Source organism: Haloferax gibbonsii ATCC 33959, assembly GCF_000336775.1.
GTDB lineage: Archaea > Halobacteriota > Halobacteria > Halobacteriales > Haloferacaceae > Haloferax > Haloferax gibbonsii.
Genome location: NZ_AOLJ01000027.1, coordinates 1 through 22,914 on the forward strand (window position 1 = coordinate 1; position 22,914 = coordinate 22,914).

General features: G+C 58.2%; 16 protein-coding genes and 3 pseudogenes. 18 read left to right on the forward strand and 1 reads right to left on the reverse strand.

Annotated features, from left to right (window positions below):
• The first annotated feature begins 77 nt into the window (after positions 1-77).
• From C454_RS17615 to C454_RS20570, 15 genes and pseudogenes are all read left to right on the forward strand, one after another.
• Positions 78-491 (forward strand): hypothetical protein, encoded by a 414-nt coding sequence (locus C454_RS17615; protein ID WP_004977662.1) that lies wholly within the window; start codon positions 78-80, stop codon positions 489-491.
• Between the two features lie 29 nt (positions 492-520).
• Positions 521-2,431, forward strand: coding sequence for a hypothetical protein (locus tag C454_RS17620; protein ID WP_004977663.1), 1,911 nt, complete (start codon positions 521-523; stop codon positions 2,429-2,431).
• Positions 2,428-3,294, forward strand: a complete 867-nt coding sequence (locus C454_RS19990; RefSeq protein WP_081605252.1) for a hypothetical protein — start codon at positions 2,428-2,430, stop codon at positions 3,292-3,294. Before C454_RS17620 ends, C454_RS19990 begins: the two co-directional genes overlap by 4 nt.
• A gap of 2 nt (positions 3,295-3,296) precedes the next feature.
• On the forward strand, positions 3,297-4,358 hold the full coding sequence (locus C454_RS17625; protein WP_004977664.1) for a hypothetical protein: 1,062 nt from the start codon (positions 3,297-3,299) through the stop codon (positions 4,356-4,358).
• Positions 4,359-4,360: 2 nt separating this feature from the next.
• A pseudogene (locus C454_RS17630) lies at positions 4,361-5,484 on the forward strand (hypothetical protein).
• Positions 5,477-7,911 (forward strand): annotated as a pseudogene (locus C454_RS17635) (VirB4 family type IV secretion system protein). The pseudogenes C454_RS17630 and C454_RS17635 overlap by 8 nt, the downstream one beginning before the upstream one ends.
• A pseudogene (locus tag C454_RS17640) lies at positions 7,904-11,888 on the forward strand (ATP-binding protein). The pseudogenes C454_RS17635 and C454_RS17640 overlap by 8 nt, the downstream one beginning before the upstream one ends.
• On the forward strand, positions 11,885-12,769 hold the full coding sequence (locus C454_RS17645) for a bifunctional DNA primase/polymerase (protein WP_004977665.1): 885 nt from the start codon (positions 11,885-11,887) through the stop codon (positions 12,767-12,769). Before C454_RS17640 ends, C454_RS17645 begins: the two are co-directional and overlap by 4 nt.
• Complete coding sequence (locus tag C454_RS17650) at positions 12,766-14,277, forward strand: primase-associated protein (RefSeq protein ID WP_004977666.1); 1,512 nt, start codon at positions 12,766-12,768, stop codon at positions 14,275-14,277. Before C454_RS17645 ends, C454_RS17650 begins: the two co-directional genes overlap by 4 nt.
• 546 nt (positions 14,278-14,823) lie before the next feature.
• Positions 14,824-15,246, forward strand: a complete 423-nt coding sequence (locus tag C454_RS19995) for a hypothetical protein (RefSeq protein WP_081605262.1) — start codon at positions 14,824-14,826, stop codon at positions 15,244-15,246.
• Between the two features lie 217 nt (positions 15,247-15,463).
• Positions 15,464-15,754 (forward strand): hypothetical protein, encoded by a 291-nt coding sequence (locus C454_RS20935; protein WP_193363467.1) that lies wholly within the window; start codon positions 15,464-15,466, stop codon positions 15,752-15,754.
• Positions 15,754-16,089, forward strand: coding sequence for a DUF7558 family protein (locus C454_RS17660; RefSeq protein ID WP_004977668.1), 336 nt, complete (start codon positions 15,754-15,756; stop codon positions 16,087-16,089). The genes C454_RS20935 and C454_RS17660 overlap by 1 nt, the downstream gene beginning before the upstream one ends.
• Positions 16,090-16,138: 49 nt before the next feature.
• On the forward strand, positions 16,139-16,735 hold the full coding sequence (locus C454_RS17665; RefSeq protein ID WP_004977669.1) for a DUF7437 domain-containing protein: 597 nt from the start codon (positions 16,139-16,141) through the stop codon (positions 16,733-16,735).
• Positions 16,732-17,241, forward strand: a complete 510-nt coding sequence (locus C454_RS17670) for a hypothetical protein (protein ID WP_004977670.1) — start codon at positions 16,732-16,734, stop codon at positions 17,239-17,241. Before C454_RS17665 ends, C454_RS17670 begins: the two co-directional genes overlap by 4 nt.
• Positions 17,242-17,701: 460 nt before the next feature.
• On the forward strand, positions 17,702-17,875 hold the full coding sequence (locus C454_RS20570; RefSeq protein ID WP_160163088.1) for a hypothetical protein: 174 nt from the start codon (positions 17,702-17,704) through the stop codon (positions 17,873-17,875).
• 34 nt (positions 17,876-17,909) lie between these two features.
• Here the strand turns inward: C454_RS20570 and C454_RS17675 are convergent, their stop codons facing one another.
• Positions 17,910-19,532: a PAS domain-containing protein gene (locus C454_RS17675; RefSeq protein WP_004977672.1), complete on the reverse strand. Its 1,623-nt coding sequence runs from the start codon at positions 19,530-19,532 to the stop codon at positions 17,910-17,912.
• Positions 19,533-19,641: 109 nt separating this feature from the next.
• Between C454_RS17675 and C454_RS17680 the strand changes: the two genes are divergently transcribed.
• From C454_RS17680 to C454_RS17690, 3 genes are read left to right on the forward strand one after another with little or no spacing between them, the layout of a single operon-like run.
• A complete protein-coding gene (locus tag C454_RS17680) occupies positions 19,642-20,055 on the forward strand; it encodes a response regulator transcription factor (protein WP_004977673.1) in 414 nt (137 codons plus the stop codon).
• 53 nt (positions 20,056-20,108) lie between these two features.
• Positions 20,109-21,275, forward strand: a complete 1,167-nt coding sequence (locus tag C454_RS17685; RefSeq protein ID WP_004977674.1) for a poly-gamma-glutamate biosynthesis protein PgsC/CapC — start codon at positions 20,109-20,111, stop codon at positions 21,273-21,275.
• Positions 21,272-22,912 carry a YegP family protein gene (locus tag C454_RS17690; protein ID WP_239639950.1) on the forward strand — a complete coding sequence of 547 codons (1,641 nt, stop codon included), beginning with the start codon at positions 21,272-21,274 and terminating at the stop codon, positions 22,910-22,912. Before C454_RS17685 ends, C454_RS17690 begins: the two co-directional genes overlap by 4 nt.
• Positions 22,913-22,914 lie beyond the last annotated feature (2 nt).

Sequence of the window (22,914 nt, forward strand, 5' to 3'; positions counted from 1 at the left end):
GCTCGATGAGATTGCAACCATGACGAGTCGCTACGCCGACCTCCAAGCGCTCGTGTACGACCACACCGAGTGACCTCATGTCTGACTCACACTCCCCGACTGACGCTCGCTCCGCCGACCAGCAACGGCCCTCCCGAACTGTCCTCCGACACGTCGCAATCGGGAGCATCCTGTTCACGATCGCTGCTGTCCAGCCAGTTGCCGCACAAGACAGCGTGGTCTGCAGCGCTGAGAAATTGCCGGGGATGGTCGAGGGCTTCTTCCAGATCACGACGACGCTCGGCTTCATTGGGTTAGCAGTCATCTGGCAGGCCGACTCCCTCGCTGAGATCTTCACCGCCAGCCCCGAACAGAAAAAGCGACTCAAAGTCCACAAGCGCGCGGCACTCAAATCCGCCCTCATCTTGGCGGTGCTTGGCCCGCTTTACACCGTCGTGGCGTCGATTATGGGCCTCCCACTCGGCGACTGCGTGAACCTCGCCCCCTGGTAAGCGCCCCACCAATCCACCTTTACCCTCCCATGGAGCATCGAGTGCCCTCCGTACTGGTAGCCGCGTTGCTCGTGTCGAGTTCCATTATCGGCCTCGCCACGGCACAGCCCCCGAGACCAGGGACTGAGACAAACGGCCTCACGGAAAGCGAGGCGGCGACGCTCTGGTCTCGCGATAGCGACCGCTACGTCAGCCAACAAGACTACCAGCAGCAGTACGGCGACGACCGAACGGCACTCCACCAACTCGCCAACGGGACTGACATCACGTTCACGCGCCCGCCGGCAACAGCCGCGACGTGGACGCGCAACGACTTCGCTGATCTCGACGCCGGCGGACCCGACACGTCGACGTACCCGTCTCATGCGTCACTCGAAGATGGGACGTTCATCGATGATGCGCACGCGACGATTTTCGCGGTCACGCCATCGACGCGCGGGCATCTCGACGCAGGTGAGACACCGCTCTATATCGCTCCCAACGGGACGGTTCGTGGACTCGTCGATTACCGCGTTCGCGTTCCAACCAGGAACGAAACGGGCAACCGGACTACCGACTGGGCACTCGTCTCCCATGAGATTGAGAACATCCGTCTGAAAATCGACGGCATTCCAGTCGCAACTGCGAGCGGCACTCACACGCCAGAATTACAGTATCAGACTACTCACTCGTGGAGCGCGAATCTCACGCTCGAAGCGAACATCTCNGCAACTGCGAGCGGCACTCACACGCCAGAATTACAGTATCAGACTACTCACTCGTGGAGCGCGAATCTCACGCTCGAAGCGAACATCTCCGTTCGCCTCAAGAAGACCGTCGAGACAACGGTTGGTGGCGAATCTGAGACGACAGTCAACTACCGGACCGAGACACGAACTGTCTCAGATACACTCGATGCCGAGATTTACGACCTCGCGGCGTACCCCTACTACGCGCAGTACCCGAACGGGGATACTGGCGTCGCGATTTTCCAGTCCCGCCCGTGGCAGGGCTATACGCTCACCACCGATGAGAACTCCAGAGTCCGTGGTGTGTGGCGATTCTACACCGCTCGGAACACGAACTGGGACACCCTCGTCACATCGACCGCGTCAACGACAACCACGGCACAGTCGGATGCGATTCCCGTCCGAGTTCACGCGTACCCCTCACAGATCGGACCGCGAGCAGAGCCGGTTCGCGATGGGCCGGATATCATCGACACGTGGGGGGTTGACCGGGCGTCACCCCGTGAGACGATCGGCGAGAACGTGACTATCGAGGTCGTCAACGAGTCGTACACGCCCACGTACGGATTGGCCGTCCGCGCAGAGACTGTCGACCCCGAAGCCCTTCGGGTAGGGGGGATCGTTCGCGGGGTGAATGCCACGGTTGTCGACCCCCAAGTCGGGTCGGCGCGACAACTTCGCGAGAGTAACCTCTCTGTTGAGCTCGTTTCGCAGACGACGTCGAACGCGACGCTCCGAGTCGAGTTGCGCGATAATCAGACGGGNGAGAGTAACCTCTCTGTTGAGCTCGTTTCGCAGACGACGTCGAACGCGACGCTCCGAGTCGAGTTGCGCGATAATCAGACGGGTGCGCCGATCGCGTCGAATGGGAGTGACCGACAGTACCCGATTGGCGGGTCGTCACACAGCGGCTACATCACGGTGGGTGACCAGCGTGTTGAGACCAACGAGAGTGGCGTCGCAGTCGTCATCCTTGACGAACCGGGGATCTACACCGCTCGCTACCACCCGGGCACGTGGCTTGGCCACGACCCGGCGTATGTGGGTGATACGGCCTCCGTTCGCTGGCACCCACTCGGGACTCTCGAGGGTTGGGTTGCATTCGTGTTCGAAGTCGGCTGGCAGGCGATTCCGTTCGTCGTGACGTTCTACGCCGGTCGCCGACTCCTCCGTATGTTTGGACCGACAGATAGCTACTACCGAAACCAATGATTCCAACCGATTCACGGATTGATAGACGTACCGTCCTCCGAACCGTTGGCGGGGCCGCCCTCGCCAGCGTTGCCGGCTGCCTTGATAGTAGTCGTAACTCGGACACGACGACGCCCGACCAGACGTCGACGACGACCGAGCGTGCTGGCCCGCTTTCACGCATCGCTGTTGAGGGGCAAGCCATCGTTGTGGAGGTTGATGCTGACGCACCCGTCGAACAGGTAAACCTCATTCAGCCGAATGGGGAGCTCTTCGGGAAGCGCGGGCTTGCCGCCGGCGCACGACAGGTTTCGTTCGAAATCGGGACTGCCTACGAGCCCGGTGGGTACCGTATCGTCGCGCTGGATGGTGACGAAACTGTTGCTGAGGGCTCACTTTCCATTCAACCGGACCTCAGCATCGTCGAGATGGGGATTGGGAGAAATCAGCCAGAGGAGATGTGGAACTCTTCGGGTGACGAAGTTACTGATGAGGCGTTTGTAACTGTTGAGAACGGTGGAACAGGGCCAAACGCAGTCACAAAATTACTCTTCCTCGGTGATGTTCCGTATCCCTCTGATGAAGAAGGGACTAATTACGCTGATGCCGATGGTGTGAGTGGTATCTACGACCCAGATGCAGATGCTGAAACAGCTGCAGTAACTGTTCCTCCTGGTCAAAAAATCACGCTATACAGCTATCGGTCTCCATTTGCGTTCATTCGAGCTGAGGGAGTCTCGTGTAAAGATGAACCCCAATCGGGAGAACTTGATGTCGTTTTAGAAACGCGAGTTGACGCAAAGAAAGTCTCTGAAACATACCAAGTCCAGTACTCTGCTTCAGACGAGTTCAACAACTGTGAGATTACGATTAGCGAGGTATAGCGATGGTTGATCTGATTGATATCGTCTTAGAGGGATTCAAGAAGATCGTTGCTTGGGTGACGTCTCTGTTCATGCAGGGTGTAAATCAGGGATACGAGACGCTTTCTACTGAGATGTTCGGAACCCCGACTCCCGAAACTGATGGTGTGTTCGTTTTCGGGACACCAACGAATGGTGCATGGCCGGCCATTCGAGATGCTCTCGTCGGCGGTGAGATCATGCTGATCTCGCTACTCTTGTTGGTGATGTGCGTTCAGGGGCGACACACGATGCGGATTTTCAATGTCGGGAGTGAGTACAAAGCCAGACGCACGAAGAAGACTGCCTGGATTGGGGCGTGTCTTATTGTCAGTTGGTACTGGGTAAGCGTCCTTGGTCTGTATATCGTTGATGGGTTTACAATCGCCCTTCTGCCGAGTTTGAGTTCGCTAGGCGATGTCATGCTGAATTTCCTCCGAGAAGCAGTAACCAACCCCGGTCTCAGCTTACTCTTCGCTGTCATGGGCGGTCTTTCGATGTGGGTGCTTGAAGCTCTCTACTACATTCGAGAGGTCTTGGTTTACGTCTATGTGTACGGAATGCCCATCGCATTTGCCATCGCCTATGGTAACCTTCCTGTTCTTTCTGACATCGCTATGGGGTTCTGTAAGCGGTTTGTCCCTCTTGCAGTTCTCCCTCTTCCTGCGGCAGTCGTGTTCAAGGGATACGATTTACTCTATTCTGAAGGCGTTCTCACGCCTAACAGCCCATTTCTGAAGTATCTTGTCGCGACATCACTTCCGCTAATCGCGCTCTATCTCACCTGGAAGACGTTCACGTACGCGACACCCCTCACCGCGAAGGTGATCGGCGGTGCAACGCGAGGCGCAGCCCTGGTCGGCGGCGTTGCAGCCGGCGCGTACCTTGGCGGCGCTGGCGTCGCAACGACGGCCGCCCGGTGGGGACCGAAAGCCGCCGCCGGCCAAGCCCTCGCCCAGAGAGCAGCCGCACAGCGTGACTCGACTGATGACAGCGACGGACTGCCGTCGTACCGGCGGACCGAAAACGAACCCCGAACCCGCTAACAATGTCGACAGATCAAGACACAGCCGCCCGGCGTATCATGGACCAGTTCGGCGAAGCGAGTCGCATCCCCTACCTCAACATCGAAGAAGGTGACGTCGGCATCCTCATCGCTCTCCCCATCTGTGGGTTGCTCCTCGCCGGCCTCACGGGCATTGAATCACTTGCCGTCCCACTTATTGCAAGCGGCCTCGGGATGGGCGCGGCCATCGTCTACGTCACCCCCGACCATCTGAACGCGTGGACCTGGACGAAAGACGTCTATCGCTACGCCAAACGGCCACGGATTACGTTGAGTGCGCCGGAACACTCGGACAGCCAAACGAACGAGACCGTGCGCAACGAGGGCGGGCTCGCGAACTACACGCCGTTTACTCCCGACGAGCGAACCCAAGACCTCACGAATATCGAGCGAGCGTGGCCTGGCGCCGGCGCGATTCAGCGGACTGACGGCGCGATGGAGGCGTTCATCGAAATCGACCCGGGGAACATGGACTTCGCGATGGCCGACGACTGGGCCCAACNCTCCAGGACGCAGGCACCGAGTTCGCCAACAAAGAACTCGACTCGAAGCTCAAATTCCACGCAACAACCCGGTCATTCCCGGTCGAACAGATCACCGAGACGATCGAGGAGCGACTCACCGACGAAGACGTCACACAGAACCCAATCTTCCGGGAACTCCTCGAGGAGTATCGGGAGACGCGGCCTAAAGAGATGCGTGACCGCGGCATCCAGCAAGTTCGGTACTACATCGGTGTAGAAGTCTCGCCACTCGAAGTCTACGACCGATACCGCGACGAGGGAACGCCGGCTGAAAAGCTGACGCAGTTCCCCGTGATTGGCATCCTGTTCAACCCGTTCGTCACACGACGAGAGGACCTCTCTGACGTCGAACGCCGCGCCCAGATGTTCGAGAAGCTGGACGACCGGATCGCAGACGTCCGTTCCGAGTTCATCCAGCAGGCCTCCGGCTGGTCTGCCCACCGACTTAGCACGGTCGAGTTGTTCGTTCTGAACATGGACTTCTGGAACGGCGAGGAACACGATTTCGAGACCGAAGCAGACGTAATTCGCGAACAGCCGATTCTCGGTCGCTCACGCCGGGAGGAGGCGTTCGATGCGTAACCTCCCGTTGCAGTCGAGTCGTGATATTCTCACGCAACTCACCCAGTGGGCTCAACAGCCGACATCCCCCGAAGGTGCAGCATTCTATCTGGGGACCATCATGCTCCTCGGCGTCGGCGGAACAGCTCTCTGGCAGCGGTACCACACCGACGACGAGCCGGAAGTCGACTTTTCGGATGTCCTCGACGAGGAAACCCTCGAAGCGGGTGACGCGGAAGGTCAACTCCTCGACGACATCTCGGAGTCACACAAGACGGCGACAGCACCGGCGGCAATCGAATGGGAGACGCGAGCTGCCCGTGTCGGTGAGCAATGGACGACGACGCTGTACNGCGGCAATCGAATGGGAGACGCGAGCTGCCCGTGTCGGTGAGCAATGGACGACGACGCTGTACATCGCTGATTACGCCGACTACCCGAATGACGGCTACTTGAGTGACCTCTTCGAGTTGACCGACGTTGAGTTCGACCTGACGGCGCACATCACGCCGAAGAAGCAACAGCGCGCGCGAAACGAACTGCAGGATATTGCGGACGACCTGCAGGTCGACGCGGATTTAGAACAGAGCGTCCGGAGTGAGTACCTCCAAGAGCGAGCCAACGAGGCAGCGGCGACGTACAAGGCCGTCGAGAGCGGCGCGAGTGTGTTCGACCAAGGCCTGTTCGTCACCGTCCGCGCCGACGACACGGACGACCTCCGAGATACCGTCAGAGCAGTCAAAAGCGCGCTCCGTGACGAACCGGCGAACCTCACGCCGAAGACGGCTATCTGCCGGCAGGATCTCGCGCTCCAGTCCGTCGCCCCAATCGGCGACAACGTCTTTGGTCGGGAGTCGATTGCCCTCGGCGGTGCTGTTGGTTCCCTCTTAGCGTCGCCACACAACGCGACGATTCTCGAAGAAGGAGGCNGGCGACAACGTCTTTGGTCGGGAGTCGATTGCCCTCGGCGGTGCTGTTGGTTCCCTCTTAGCGTCGCCACACAACGCGACGATTCTCGAAGAAGGAGGCGTCGAGTTCGGGATCCACAAGGACAACCAGAGTCCGGTCGTCATCGACCCGTTTGCCCGCGATAACGGCTATGCGATGTTTACGGTGGGAGATACCGGGTCTGGCAAATCGTTCGGTGCGAAGGAGAACTTCATCCGGTCGATCGAACAGAGCAAGGACCGCATCGGGATCATTCTCGAACCGCTCAACAACTGGGCGGGCGTCTCCGAAGCGCTCGACGCCAAGCGCATTACCGTCGGTGGGACGCTCGGGTTGAATCCACTCGAAATCCGCCAGACGCCCGAACACGTCCAACGGGCGATGGGTGAGGACGCGAGTCCGTTCAACGAGAAACTCGACGACGCGATGAGCTTCCTGACGAATTTCTTCGCTCTCCGCGGCATCTCACTCGGTGACCGCCGAACGACGCTCGAACTCGGTCTCAGACAGGCCTACGAGCGTCATGGCATCACCGATGATATCACGACACACGGCAACCCTAGCCCGACGATTCGAGAGATGCTGGACGTCTTCGAAGAGATGGTCGACGACCCCGAGTCGTTCGTCGTCCGGTCGGATGCGGAAGCTGAGAAACTTAGCGACGATGCGACGTGGTTGATCGATCAACTGCGACCTTTCGAAGAAGCAGGCCGCTACGCGAACCTCGGGAAGGAATCGGAGTTCGACATCCGTGACGAGAAAGTCATCTATCTCGACCTCGCCCAGCAAGAGGGGAGCGTCGACAGCAGTACGGCGCTGACGATGCAGTTGCTCATCTCGCTCGTCTACGAGCGAGCGAAAGAGACGGACAAAGAGGTNGCGCTGACGATGCAGTTGCTCATCTCGCTCGTCTACGAGCGAGCGAAAGAGACGGACAAAGAGGTCGTGTTTGTCATCGACGAAGCGCGGTATATCATGCAGGACGCCGCGAGTCTGGCGTTCCTCGAAACGGTGTTCCGACACCACCGCCACCACGACCTCTCGATTCGGCTGGTCACCCAGACCGTCGACGAGTTCTTCGAACACGCCGAGTCCGAAGCCATCCTCGACCAGTGTGCCGTCAAGCAGTTCCATCGCTTGGATGGGATGGACGCGGAGTGGGCCGACGAGTTCGGCCTGAATCACGCCCAGATGCGGTACGTACAGGACGCGGTTCCCGGGAACGAAGACGCTGGCTTCTCTGAGGCACTCGTTGGCGTCGACGGCGAATGGCGTGGTATCAGAGTCGAAGCGATGTCCAAAGAGAAGGAAGTCATCGACTTCGACCCGACCGAGCAGCGCCGGGCGTCGCTGCCCGGTGCTGGTGAGACGGCGGTCTCACCCGAGATTGAGACCTTTCGGACGGAGTTAGCGCAGCAAGCAAACGGAGAGTCACAAGACATGCAGACTGATTCAACAGCAACTGACAACGGCCAGCTTGGAGGTACCGGCGATGCGTGAGCGTGAGTATCTTCGCGTGACACCCACTTCAGAGGAACTTACTCCTCGTGGCATCCCGAAAACGCTCGAGAGTCTCCACAAACTGACCCCTGACAGCTCGGGGCNAGAGGAACTTACTCCTCGTGGCATCCCGAAAACGCTCGAGAGTCTCCACAAACTGACCCCTGACAGCTCGGGGCTGTGGTCGAAACTCACCCCGTTTACATCCGCGACCCCACCGTGCTTCGAGTTCCTCGCACTCAGTACCGGACAAGACGCGCCGGTTGAGTTCTACTATGGAGCCGACGACTATCTCGGCACACTCGAAGAGCGACTTCGGTCGATCTATCCGAAGACGTTCGACATCGAGCGTGTCGAGGTGGACGTCGCGTCGAAGTTGATTCACCCAGTTGCCTTGTCTCATGAGGAGTTCGTTGAGCGCTACCAGCAGGGTGACCTACAGTACGAGTTCACCGACGACGAACAGTATTCGGCTGCAGACGTCGACGCCGGCACAGCGCCAGACGGCGGCACAACCACAACACGTGAGTCTGAGGGTTCACCGACGGACGCTGCCGACGAGATGGGTGGCAGAACGGCGGACGGACTGGTGTCGATTGGAGAGACAGTTGTCGAACTTGAAACGACTGACTCGCTCGCTGACGAGGTTCCACCCACGTCGGTCGAGAAGCCGACAGTAGCCGCAGATGGGACGATTCTCGCCCGCGCCGCGGCCGACGCCGTCTCACCACGGGGCGTGCGGTGGTGTGGGTCGGCAGTTCGGAAGCAAGACTGGATGTCGTCGTTGACTCCGCTGACGGCGACGCCTGACGAGAGCACGCTGCCGGCGGTCGACGAACCGGGAGCTGTGCTTGCGTCGCTGATCGACCACCTGAATGATGCACGCGAACCGCTCGCGTTCCAAGTCGTGTTTCAGCGCCGGGAGAGCTGGCAAGCGGATGCGGAACTCCGCAAAGAGGACTTGAATGATGGACGGGATACGCTGTCGCAGAAGATCCTTGGCGACCTGCTTGACCCCGAACTAGAGTATGAGCGGCGGACTCGTGATGAGTTGAGTGACATCGTCGTCAAGCGGCTTGATGCGATTGATGCGGTCAATCCCAAGCGCTCGTACACGACGAATATTCGGGCAATTGGCGTGCCAACGAGCGAGGCTGGCCGCGACGCCCTTGATGACCGCCTGTCGTCACTCGCGCCGGTGTTCGACCCACTCGACGGCCCGTTCTACGAGATCGAAGCGACGCGACTTCGAGATCGTGGCTTCCGACAATCGAAGAAAGAACAAAACGCGCGAGCAGCGCTCNGAAGCGACGCGACTTCGAGATCGTGGCTTCCGACAATCGAAGAAAGAACAAAACGCGCGAGCAGCGCTCCAGCGACTCCTCTCGCGAGAGGTAACGACTGGACGTGGTAAGACCCGGCCGGAGTTGGTTCTCTGTGGCGCTGAGCTTGCGAACTTCATCTTAGTACCATCGTCGGACCAACTGACGGTTGAAGGGACGAGAGGGACGCGTGCTGAACAGCAAAGTCGTGATCCGCTTCCGTGGCCCAATCCCGACTTAGTCCAGCAGTTCCGGGAAGGGATGGCCATCGGGTATGCACTCGATGAAAACGGCTCGCCGCAACAGCGTCCGATTCGGATTCCGCCGAAGCTCCTGACGACACACTACGGTCGGTTCGCCTCAACTGGAAGTGGGAAGTCGAAAGCAATCATCAACGATGCGCTGTCGCTCCGTGAGACGACTGGTGGTCCCGTCGTCATCGTTGACCCGAAGGGCGACGGGATGTGCGTCAACTACCTTCGGAGTCATTACGAACGCTTCAACGGGCTCGACGATGTCTACCAGTTCCGCGTCCCCGAGACGATTCCCGCGTTTTCCTTTTTCGATATTCGGCCGGCACTCGACGCTGGACGGAATCGGGCGGACGCGATTCAGGACAAGGTCGACCACTTCCACGATATCATGCGGATGATCATGGGCCGCGAGCAGTACGGACAAGCGTTCGTCGCAAACGAGATTCTCAGCTACCTCATCAAGGCGCTGTTCGACGAGGAGTACGGGAGCAACATCTTCGGGTTGGATGACCTCTTTGCGGCCGCCCTCGAGATGCAGCGGGAGCGAACTGTGCCGCCGGTTTCGGCGGACAATCGGAGCGTTGAGGAGTCGCTCACGCGGCACTTCGCGAAGGATGACCACCAGTTCCAAGTGTCGATGGACGCTGTCGGGAACCGCCTCGATAAACTCAGAGAAGACGCCCACCTGCGACGGATCTTCAGCCACGCTCCGGAACGGGACGACAACGGCGAATACGTCGATAACAGATTCGACTTCCGTGAGTTCCTCGACGAAGACGCCACGATTCTGTTCGACTTAGGCGACCTCCGTCCGGAGGCACAGCGAGCGATCACACTTCTCCTGTTGAGTAACCTCTGGGATGCAGTACAGGTGCGTCGACGTGACGGGAATACGGACTACGAGAACCTTACCAATCTCATCATCGAAGAGGCCGCTCCTGTTGCAGCAACGAAACTCGTCTCCGAGCAGTTGCTTCCACAGGGACGGTCGTTCGGTCTGAGTATGGGACTGGTAATGCAGTTCCCCGGGCAGGTTCGAAACCGTAACGAACGCGCCTACGACGAGGTTCTCAACAACATCAAGACGAAGCTCATTGGGAACATCTCGATTGAGCATGACCTCGCTGAATCGCTGGCCCACGAAGATCTGAGCCCGACTGACCTCCGAAATCGGATTAATACGCTCCCCAGCGGAGAGTGGATCGCCCAACTCCCGAGTCCGTCATTCGGGGAGACAGGCCCGGCCCCGTTTTCGGTGAAGCCGCTCCCGATAGCGGCCGGTCATCCAGAGAGCGACGAGTCGTTGTCTGTCGAACAGGCGGACCACTTCGAGACTGTGGCCCTGCCACGGCTTTCGGAGCGAACACAGGCCCGGTATGGGCTTGCAGAGACTACCAGCGAACCGGAGACAGCCGAAGACAAGGGCTGGGGGAGTAGACCAAACAATAAACAGCCGGCACCAGCTGATTCGGCTAACTCGGTGGACTCGCCGCAGTCGTCGTTCATCGGACAAGCAACCAGTGGTTCAGCAAGCGACGAAGAGAAGAAAGAGAACGGCGCTGACACCACCACCTCCCTGTTTGCGAATGCCGGAATGGCTGAGTCGGACAAACCAGCCGATGAAGAAGAGATGGCTGCTGTCGACGAAAATGGGTCGTCACCAGTCCAGTCTGGTGGTGTACCCGTCCCGGATGACGAGCTCCAGCGCCGTGGGCTTACTCATGATGATGTTCGGTTCTTGGCTCGCGTCTTGGACGTGATGAACAGAGATGCACCAAATCACACGCTCCTAAATCATATGAGTGCGTTCAAGAGCGATTTTGAGAATCTGGACGTACAACGCCTCGCTGAGCAAAACCTGCTGGAAGAAGGGCGAGCCTGCAGTCGGAAATATTATACTGCCCTCCCGGCAGGGCGTGAACTCCTTGGTCAGAAGCTCAAGGCCGGTACTGGTCAGGGGGACATCGGTGAGAAGACACCGCACAAGGTCGGTGTGAAGTTGCTCGAACTGTGGTTAGACTCCCGCGACGACGTCGCGCAGGTCAAGCCGTACTACGAATACGATGAGGAGACGGTGTTCGACGTCGCCGGCTTCGACGCTGACGGGGAACTCGTGTGGGTCGGTGAAGCCGAACTCGCGAGTAACAACAAACACGCACCGGTTGACGACTATGACAAGCAGAGTGCGGTGGATGCGAACGCTGTCTGGGCGTTCAACAGGCGCGAGACAGCCGTTGAGGTGTTGGACTGTCTCGCAGAAGTCGACCGGATAGAGCATAGCGTAGGTGGGCGCGCCGCGCGTCGGTTCTCGGATATTCGGGAAGCCGTTGAATCGCTAACCGCAGAAGGGATGACGACGATTCGGAGCTTCAACAAGCTTGACGAGGAGTTCAATTCATGAGTTGGCGCCACGCAACCCACGAGGAGATCTACAGGTACTACACGGAGGAGTTTCCCTCGTATGTCGACGAACTCCCGTCGTTTATCACCGCGAAGGGGCCGAAACAGTACGCACTCGCGTTTCGAGAACCACATCCGGTACGGAAAGACGGAGTCCCAGACAAGGACTTCATCCGGCGAGATACGTGGCAGACGAACGCCTCAGGTGACCGGACCTCAGCAGCGTTCCACGACTTCGACGACGTCCTCGAGTTCATCCGCCATCCAGCACGGAACGATCCACTTGGGCGGAGCGACTTCGCACTCGTCGATCCTGATCTACTCGACAAACCAGACCCGCGTCCTAATGCGGTCTACTACGCCCTCGACCACTGGGAACGACCGTGGGTGCTCCTCATCGATATCGACGCGAAAACGATCGCTCGGGAGCGAGCAACACGGGTAGTGTCGGATGAGGATGGTTCGGGAGACAGCGAGGAATTACTCGATGCCGCGGGTATTCTCGACGCAGACCCGGCAGGCTACCCGTATGCCTTCGATGATATCGATCAGGCCATCGAATACGGTTTCGAGGTGCGAGACATCTTCGAGGACGACTTCAACGCTGAGGAGACGATGGTAGTGTACAGCGGTCAGGGCGTTCATGTCTACCTTCTCGATACCGACCTTTCCCATCGATATGACGCCAAGAGCCGGGAAGTGCTGAACGACCTTCTGCAAGACACCTACGAGATTCCCATCGACCCAGTAGTTACCGCCGACCGTCGCCGGGTTGCTCGGCTCCCCTACTCGTTGCACGCTGACGTCTGTCGTATCGTCACACCCATCGAGAGCCCGAACTTCGACGTTCGGTCTGCGAGACCGGAGGTGCTCAGAGAATGACTCAGTCAACGCCTGTTGAGGACGAGCGGGCTGCCTATCGCGTTGCGACGCTTCCGCCCGAATATGGTACGACACGAATCAACCAACTGTTCACCCGGGGCTACAATCGCTATATCGTCGACGGCGAAGAGCAACCAGGTGATCTACTGACCGACCTCGAACGGTTTGGGACGGCGGCATTCAAAGAAGATGTCAGAGCCAACGCCGCAGAGAAACCCTTCGTCGATGAACCTGGAATACTCGCTGTCCTCGCGACGTTGAGTGCTATCTGCGTTAAGGCGCACCCGAAGTTCGAGCACGCCCCGCCACGGAAGATACAGGTCCTCTACGATATTCGCGAACTCTACGTCAACAATCTCGCCTCTCTCCTTCGAGAATTCGGTGATGGGAGTCTCCAACAGGATATCGCAGAGGTGCTATACGCAAAAGACCCCGGAGAGGACGGACCACACCCCGGTCGCGTTTGTACGGGGATCAAAGAGATGCCCAAGTTCGGTGACGGGTTGTATCTCGAAATCCCGATGGCCGCAGCATCGAGGAAGTGCCTCGTTCATGCCGAAACTGAGACCGGAGAAGCCGGGGAGTTGCTCACTCGCGTCGAAAACAACTGCCTCTATGTGCCCGTCGGTGATTTCGACACAAAGTATCGCGAGTACGCCAGACGTGCGTTCAAGAAGCTCCTGCGAGTCCAGGAGGAGAATCTCTCTGAAGACCAGCAGACGTGGCTAACGACGAATGAGTCAGCCATCACAGAGCGTATCGACCGCTTCATCGAGACGGGACACCACGAACGAATCTGGCGAGATTGGAACCCTGGTGAACGGACCATCCGTGTGCTTAGAGACGCGATTCGAGACGCTCCAGACGAGGTCGTCTCACTGGGGGAGTTCCACTCGGCGAAGGAGCTGTTTGAGGCAGTGGAGGCGCACGACCCGGAAGCGGGCTGGAAGCGAGACGTGTGTAATCGCATCTCGAGTCCTCGAAGTCTCGGAAACCTTCTCGCATCCCAGCGCGACCACCGGTGCCTGACCATTCGAGAGCACGGAAATACGAACCACTATCGGGTTCAGGGGTCTTCGCGTGGCGTCCAGTCCATCGACGTCGAGACAATCGAGGACCTGTTCGAACTCCCCTGTATGGCCAATATGGCCGAGCGCCTCCACGAGAAGAAGCCAGTCCGAAAGGACCTGTACAACTTCGCCCGGATGGTGATGTGGCTGCCACAGTATCAGGACAGCGACCTTGAGACGATTGTTGCAGACCTCAAGGGCGTCTTCTCGAGATGGCCTTGGTACGACGAACAGGTCACCGATTACCAGATACGCTACGAGTTCTCGAACACCATTGGAGGCGACACCCCGCTTCCGATGAACTGTGACAACGACGATATGCAGCGGTACTGCATCGGCCAGGAGCAGTGCCCCTACTCGATCTGGGGAAGTCTCCCATTCCCAGACGAGATGTATGACCAACTAAGTGGAACGGAGGGTAACGGAAACGAGTTCTGACGCAGATAGCCAACCATCAGTTAGATTACTATTCTCAGCGGACAGCGATGTGACGGAGGTTGAAAACTCGTCATGCACTTTTCAGGCTTTCAGTCGACCAATTTGGACAAGAATGGGTACCGTGCTGGAAAGATAGTCTCGCAACTCATCAGTTGGGGTCGGTCAGTTCTGCTAGGGCTTGATTCTAATTTGACTCCAATCCTCTCGAATACGGGGCTTTCAACACCTCGTCAAGCACAATCTCGCTGGATCACCATCTTTCGGAACCCGTCGAGGACATTAGTAACGCCTGAGAACTGCCCGACGGGACTCTTGCTAAATCTAAGGCCGTTTCAACTCTCTCTGAACCTCCAAAATCATCCAAAGGAAGGCTAGGGTACACGGGTGCAAACGCCGCTGGCTCTCTCCGGCCGAAGGGCCATCAAACGACGACAGTCTCTAGCCGATATATCAGAATACACTCATTAGATGAGGGTGCGATCTGCGGTGGAGTTTGTCACCCCGAGAGGGGCGAGGGGGGCTGTCGTAGGCCCCCACTCAACAACCATGTCTTCCGACTACGAGCAACAGCGATCACGACTTCATAGCGAGTACACTGAACAACCGAGCGACGAACCGTGGACAGATCTCGAACTGGCGCTCCCTCACAACAGAAGTCCGACTGGCATCGTCTCATTTGTTGAGTGCGTACTTGTCGAACTTACCTACGAAGACGTCGGAGCCGAGTTCGTCTCGACGAGCGTAGCGGGCGTGAAGCGGACACAGTTCATCGCCGTCGACGACGTCGGGCAGCGGTTCCAGAAGCGGTATTTCGACGACCGTCTCGGCTGGCACGAAACAATAGTCAGCCGTGGAGCAGTTCGTAACGAACTGGTCAGTCGACTCTCGCAGTTATCGCTTGACCGAATTGACGAGACGCCGAACACTGATCCAGATACGTTCCGCGTGGTGCCTATTCATCAGTTCTGAGCCCACTATATCGTTAACCAACACAGAACCGCAGACTTCCGCGATGTTGGTTAACGGCGTGGCAGCGGAGTAGTTTCTCCGCGCCTGAGAGGCCGAGGCGCGNGTTAACCAACACAGAACCGCAGACTTCCGCGATGTTGGTTAACGGCGTGGCAGCGGAGTAGTTTCTCCGCGCCTGAGAGGCCGAGGCGCGTCAATACGCGCCGACGTGATTCCCATGCCCGGTACAGACGTACTCGACGATGCATCAGCCGACCACGAATGGTTTGAAGCGGAACTCGTCGCACAGGATCAAGATGCTGCCCGCGTCGCAGTAGCGGATATCGACGACAGGAGAGCCCATTCTCTGGTCAATGACCTCGTCGACGACGACGTCGTCACTCCCATCCCCGACGAACGCGTTCTCGTCCACGAGCCAAGCGACGAGGCATTCGACTCGATTCTCCAACTGGCGGTCTTCCATCGAGGCTGGACCGCCGCTCGCGACGCCGGCGAAGGAGGGCAGTGATGCAACAGACGCTCTCTGGCTGTGCCTTCTGCGACGCCTCGCCCGGCGCCGAGGTCGGCGAGGCGCACACCTGGGGACAGGACGAACGGGTCACCCACCCGATCTGCGTCGACTGCGCGATCCAGACGGAGCCGGATCCCGACGAGCGCGATCACGTCGCCTGTGACGGCTGTGGTCTTGTCGTCGACACGCTCGCGGCGCTCACGCGGTTCCGGGTCGAACTGGGGCATCTGGAAGGCCCGATACAGTTGTGCGCCCGCTGTAGTCCGGGCGGACTCGCGACGTACTGGACGCGCGATCTCGAGGAGCATCTCGTCGCGACGCCGGCAGAGTAACCCAAACACTCTTTACTGATTCGCTGTAAACTGTAATCAAGAACGAATCGTGTCACGCACCTCAAACCGCGCGGACGGCGACATCGTCCAGGACTTCCTCTCGGTCGCCGATCTCCTCGAGGAGCCACAGCTCGCCCAGCTGTACGCGTACCTCGCTCGGGAGGGGGAGGCGACCGTCCAGGACGTAATGGACGACCTCGAGCTCGCACAGGGAACCGCTTACAGCTACGTCAATCGGCTCGTCGACGCCGGCGTCGTCGACGTCACCGACGACGAACAGCCACGCCGGTACGCCGCCCGGGAGATCGACCTGACCGTGACGACGGCTGCGGGCGACCGCGAGTACACGATCACGCCGGCGCTCATCGACGCCGTCGGCCGCCGCGAAACGGATGCCGACATCGATACCTACATCGACCGCCACGGCGTCGCCGGCCTCGCGACCGCGCTCACCTACGCCGTCGCCCGCGAGCGCGGCGAGGTGACCCACCGCCTGATGGCGGAAGATCTCGACATCTCGCCGCTGGCCGCGGAGATGATCCTCCAGGCACTCCGGCCCGTCGTCCACGAGCACTACGACATCGAGGAGGCTGGGGCGGGACTCGACGAGTTGGCCATGGACGGCGACGGTACTGACGACGTGTGAGCCGGCTCCACATCGCCGACACCGGCCTGTTCGTCGCGATGGGACAGCCCTCGAACAGTCGCTACCAGGCAGTGCGGCGCTTCGCTCGTCGGAACGACATCACCTTCGTCCTGCCGGAACGGGTGTACGAGGAGCTGACCGTCGACGACCCCGACATCGAAGCCCCGCCTGTCGACGACGCAATCGACGAGGGGTGGGCGACGGTTGCGGCGCCGCTCGAGTTCTCCGAGCCGATCGTCTCGCGAGCCATGGACGGCGTCCAGCGGTACATCGCGAACGCCGACGACCGGCCCGCCGACGAAGTCGAGCGAGCGGACGCCGCACTCGCGGCCCTCGCTGCCCAGCATCTAAGTGCGGGAATGGTGACTGAGGTCTACATCTACACGGCGGATATCGCGGCTGGGGAGGGGGCTGAAACCGTGCTCGCGAGCGAGGGCTACGGGGACTCGGTGACGTTCATGAACGGCTTCCGGTTCATCGAAGACCTGGTTTCGAGTCGTAGCTGAGGGGTCGGGAGAGAAGGAGACGCATCTCCGAGGATTTGTGGTCGCTCAGCATCCTCCGTATTCGATTCCCAGCTTCAAAACCCCACAAGGGTTCGTCTGTAACACCCAGTTCCGCGGCCATGCTCTCGGAGATTTCAGCGCTTCAACCCCACAAGGGTTCGTCTGTAACTATGGCCGATTTGGCCACCACAGCCCTTGTACGCTCCATCCACACTCAAGTGTTTCCGTCGACCCCCAATTACACCCAACTCCTCGGGTCGACGGAACCTAACGCTGACGAGTCGTACGCTTGCTCTTGCCGCTCGGTTAGACTGTTGTCGGGTCGCCCGTCCGCTAAGCCAACACTTGGGCCTGGTTCTAGTGTACACGGGATTACCGTATACAAGACAGCACACACTTAGGAGCAAGTGATAGGTATGTAACAGCGTCCTTTATACCAGTTCGGACAGGAGAAGTGTATATGTCATTATTGTCATCCAATAAGGATGTCTCCGCCAGCCAACAGGGAGAACTGAAGGTTCTCGGTATTGACGAAGAAGGCACTGGTGACGTTTTTGAAGCATTATCGTCTGGAACAGCACGGGAGGTGTTAACCGAAATTTCAATAGTTGAGACTGGTTCTCTCAATGCATAGACCGCAGGCACGGTTTGCTCACTGACAACGGGTACTATTTCGACCGCTTGAACTCAAACCGTGCCCCGCCATTGCTTCCGTCTGTCACCGAAACCGTCCAACCGTGCGCCTTCGCGATGTCGGCCACAATCGAGAGGCCGAACCCGGTTCCCCCCTCGCTGGACGTGACGCCGTGTTTGAACACGTCGTCTTGCTTCTCCTGGGGAATCCCGCTGCCGGTATCCTCAACGTAGAATCCATCGTCTCCGTCTAGTCCACCCACGGTCACCGTGACGTCGGCACCACCGTGCTCGATTGCATTTCGGAAGAGATTCTCGAAGAGTTGGGTCAGCCGCCCTGCATCCCCGGTGACTGTCGGAATTCCATCTGCGACTGTAAGCGTTGCCTCCTCCGTGTCGACGTATCCCCACGCTTCCGTCGTAATACTCTCGAGGTCGATCTCTTCTGCATCCTCGATCGTCGTCTCCCCACGTGCCAGCGTCAGGAGGTCCTCGATGAGTCGTTCAATTCGGTCGTGTGCGGATTCTACTTTTTCAAAATGCTCCGCCTTCCCGGTCTCCTCCGCGATTTCGAGGAACCCCATTGCGACAGAGAGCGGGTTTCGAAGGTCGTGGGCAACGACGCTCGCGAACTGGTCGAGTCGTTCGTTCTGTCGGTGTAGTTCTTCCTCCCTGCTCGCTCGTGCGAGTGCTGCCTCGACAGTCGCACCGAGAATCCGGAACAGGTCGACGTCCGTTTCGAGCTGTTGTCCTGTGAGCTGGGCCGACTGATCCCCTGCGAGCAACCGCTTTGCAGCCGTATTCGCGAACTCGATATCACCTTGCTCGTCGAGGACGAACACGACGTCGTGGATGTTCTCCAGAATCGCATCACTGCGCTCTAGCTTCAGTTCCCGCTCTCGCTCGGTAGTAATTTCACGTGAAAAGACGGTCAGCCCGTCGTCATCTGGAAACGCTCGCACTTCGACCCAGTAGTTGAATGGCTCTTCCAGATGCTGTTCGAACGATACTGGTTCACCAGTCTCCATCGCCGTTCGATACTTGTCTTCGAGTTCCGTCCCGACGATCGACGGGAACTCTTCCCAGATGGCTTCTCCGACGAGCGCGTCCGAGTCACGGCCGATTCGTTCGGCCATTTTCTCGTTCATATACTCGATGCGCCAGTCGCTATCGACGGCGTAAATCGCGTCAGTTGCGCGCTCGAGCGTTCGTCGGAAGCGCCGTTTGGTCTGCTCGGCCTCCGTTTGTTTACGAGCAGCCTTCGTGAGCGTTCGAATGCGGGCCGCGAGTAGTGTGAAGTTATCACGCTCCGATCGGACTGGGATGTAGTCCGAGACGCCGGCACGAGTCGCTTTGCTCGCGATTTCTTCACTCCCTTGTCCAGTAAAGAGGAGTATCGGGATATCGTCGTTCTGCTGGCGAATCGACTCCGTAAGCCCGATACCGTCGGAATCTTCGAGCGAGTACGCCGTTACGATACAGTCGATTCGTTTCGTAGCAAGATGGTGCAGTGCTTCGTCGATACCGTCGGCAGGTATACAGTCGATCTCGGTACTCGTCTGTTGGAGTTTGGTTTGAACCAACTCCGCGAATGCGGGATCGGAGTTCACGTAGAGGACGCGGATTGGATCGTCCAGTTCGTCAGTAGTACCAAGCACAGTTACAGAGATTCGACTGTCTAACTGGTTAAATATTTCTTGCGAGACACTCTCGTGGGCTATCGAGGTCGCTGACACTGAAAAGCGCAATAATCGAGGGAGTTGTGGTATGTCGGTCAATATAAGGAAACGGGACGGATACGCTGCTAGTATGCCTGCGGAAATTCTGGCTGCCGACGACGACGAAGACATCAGAGAGATGATCGATGTTAGTCTCAGTGAGGAGTTCGATGTGGAGACTGTAAAAGATGGTCGGGAGGCATGGGAGTACTTAGAAGAGTCCCCGGATTCATTACCGAAGGCGGTCATTCTCGACGTTATGATGCCAGAGATGGACGGGTTTTCGGTTCTAGACCATATCCGAGAGAACGACGGGATGCAGGACATTCAGGTTATTATGCTGACATCTCGGAGTCGGGAGGAGGACATCGTTCGAGCGCTCGAGGCAGGCGCGGACGATTTCCTGGCGAAGCCCTTCAATAAATCCGAACTGTACGGACGTGTACAGCAAACTCTCCAGTAAGCGACCGTACAGAATTGAAAGTATAAAGGTGCATTGGCTGATAGACAGTTACAATGTGGGTGGCCACACTAGTCGCCGTTATCGGTCTCTTGAGCGTTGGGGCCATCACTCAGTTCACCGGGTATCGTATGGGAGGGTCAATCACCATTCCCGTTCTTGCCGTGTACTCTTTGAAGAACTTCGTCATGCTCCCCGTTTTTGTGTTGAGCGCGGCAGCCGCGTACGTCGGCCTGTGGATCCTCCGTCGTCGAACATTGATATTTGGTCGTGACGAGCTCATCGCAGCGATGGTCATCGGCACAGCCGTTCCAGTAGTCACGCTCTTTTTCATCCTGCAATTAGGACTTGAGGTGGGAGTGGTTGCGTTTCTGGGAAGTATTCTCCCTGGACTCGCAGCGTACAATTACCATCGAATCAAGCCGGAGTATCGCCGAAACGACCTCTTGGCGAGTATCGGGTTGTTCGTTACCCTCACTGCGCTCGGTTGGGTACTGGTTTCCAATGGATATGCGCGTGAATTTGGTGCGCTGACGCCCCCAGTCCTCTTCTCTTCGACGGCAGACGTCGCTATCTACAAAGGTGTTGCAGTGCCCATCGACCCCGAATCTGTCATCCTCCCTCGAAAGATTGTGGCCGGACTGTTCGCTGGTGGGCTGGTTCTATCTGAACGGCTCCGGGGCCGGTTCGGTGTTCGGGTCGGAATCATTGGTGCGGTCCTCCTCGCGATTTACGCGCTAGCGAGCTATTGGCTCGTAATCCTGTACGTCCTTTTGCTTGCGCTATCGTTCGGTTTCATCCAGTTGTCGAACTACCTCACACTCCGGTACGGACGAGTGCTTCTCGGAGTGACTGTCGCAGTCGCGATCTTCGCCGCAGTATCGCTGACGTTTGTCGTACCAATTGAGCGAGGGCTGTCGGCGTTCTTTACTGCGATTTTGGCAGGTGTTGGGGCGTACAACGCGCATGCGTCGGCACCATTCGAGCGCCGCCTCGTCGTCCCGCTTCAGATCGTGGTCTTTGTCCCCGCTTTGATCGTCGCTCGACTGTTCAGTGCTCCCCAACCTCGTGGGTTTCCACAAGAGCTGACGTTGCCTGTCCTGGGGATTGCAGCGGTTCTCTGGGTGGCTGCCCTGGGTGTCGCGTACTGGTATACTGTGTCACCCCCGGGTGAAGATGAGGTTCTCTCTGCGTCGGTTCTCTCTGAAGGGGGTGAAACATGAGTCGGACTGCCTTCGAGATCTACGGCCGTGGGTTCGGCTGGTCGTGGCGTCTTAGGGGCCCAGCGGAGGTACTAGCAACCGGCAGCCGCCACTACGACACATCCCGAGCAGCACGCGAAGCAATTGATCTCGTTCGCGCCGCTGTTACAGAACTATCGGGGAACGAAGAGTCCTTCCCAGACACCGACGTCGACGCGCCCGACATAATCGTCGAACAAGAGGCCACACCGTCAGGAGAGCTTCCGGAGGAACGAAACAACTGGGTCTGGCGGCTCCAAACTGCAAACGGGGTACTGGGACATAGTGCCGATCGCTTCCCGACGGAAATGGCAGCACAGTCCGCGGCGGACCAGTTCCTCGACTATGCGGCGGGGGCGCTGCCGATGTTCTTGGTTGGGGCAGAGTACGAGTGGAAGACTGGCCCGAAGCCAATCGAAGTCGGCTCGTCGAGTTTAACAGGGCTGGTTAGTGAAGCAACGAGGGGTATTCGACATCGTAAGGTCCTCGATCAGATCGATACCCAGATTGTCGTCTCGGGGACTCGCGGTAAATCCTCAACCACCCAACGGCTCGACGACGTCTTCAACCGCCGAGGGTACGACACGCTCACGAAGATCACCGGCAACCATCCACTACTGATCCACAACGGCGAGGTCCATCCTATCGAACGACGGGGGCCTCGAACGACGCTCTACGAGAATATCAGTCTCATCGCTGAGTTCGTCCCCGAACTCGATGCGTACGAGCCGGACGACGTCGCTATCTTCGAGAATCAAGGTATCACAGAATACACGACCCGGCTGTTCAACCAGCGTCTGACCGATCCGGACATCATCGTGTTAACAAACGTCCGTCAGGACCACACAGATACCCTTGGAAAGACCAGGACAGACCTTGCACGTTCGTTTGCGCGGTCGGTCCCAGCGGGAACACACGTTGTGAGCGGCGAGCAACACCCGGTGTTGCACGAATATATGCAAAAAGAGATCGAACGCCGCGGAGGGACTATCGAGCAGGTTGATATTCCCGACGAACACGAAGGGCTAATCGGTTCTGAAACGATCCACGCAGTTAATGCGGTGTTAGATGTTGTTGGCGAACCGCCACTTCCAGCCGAGGAGATCGAATCGTTCCTCAGTGCGATCCAACCAACGTGGATAGAACTTGAAGACGGACTCATCTTCAACGCTGCCGAGGTGAACGATGTCGAAAGTACTGAGATGGTTCGACGGGTGCTCGTCGATGACGAATGTATCACCCCGTTCGTGTACCTCCGAAGAGACCGGCGGGGGCGTACAGCGTCATTTGCTCAATATATCGAGTTGCTATTCGAGCGAGAGTTAATCGATGAAGCTCACATCGGTGGGGCTAACACACGCGCATTCGCCGAAAACGTCGATGTTCCAACCAAGTGCCACAGTCAAAATGCGGACCCGGAGCAGGTTCTAACTGAACTGTTCACCGATGGCCGACCGGTCATCCTCATGGGTAACACGGTGGACGAGTTTATGCGTGAGATGCAGGCGTCGATTGAACAACGAGTGAAAGAGAAAAGACAGGCTGCCTCGGCAAGCGAAGCTGTTGACATTTCTGAACAGGGGAGCGCGGAAGCGACTAAACCAAAAGATTACGAATAAAA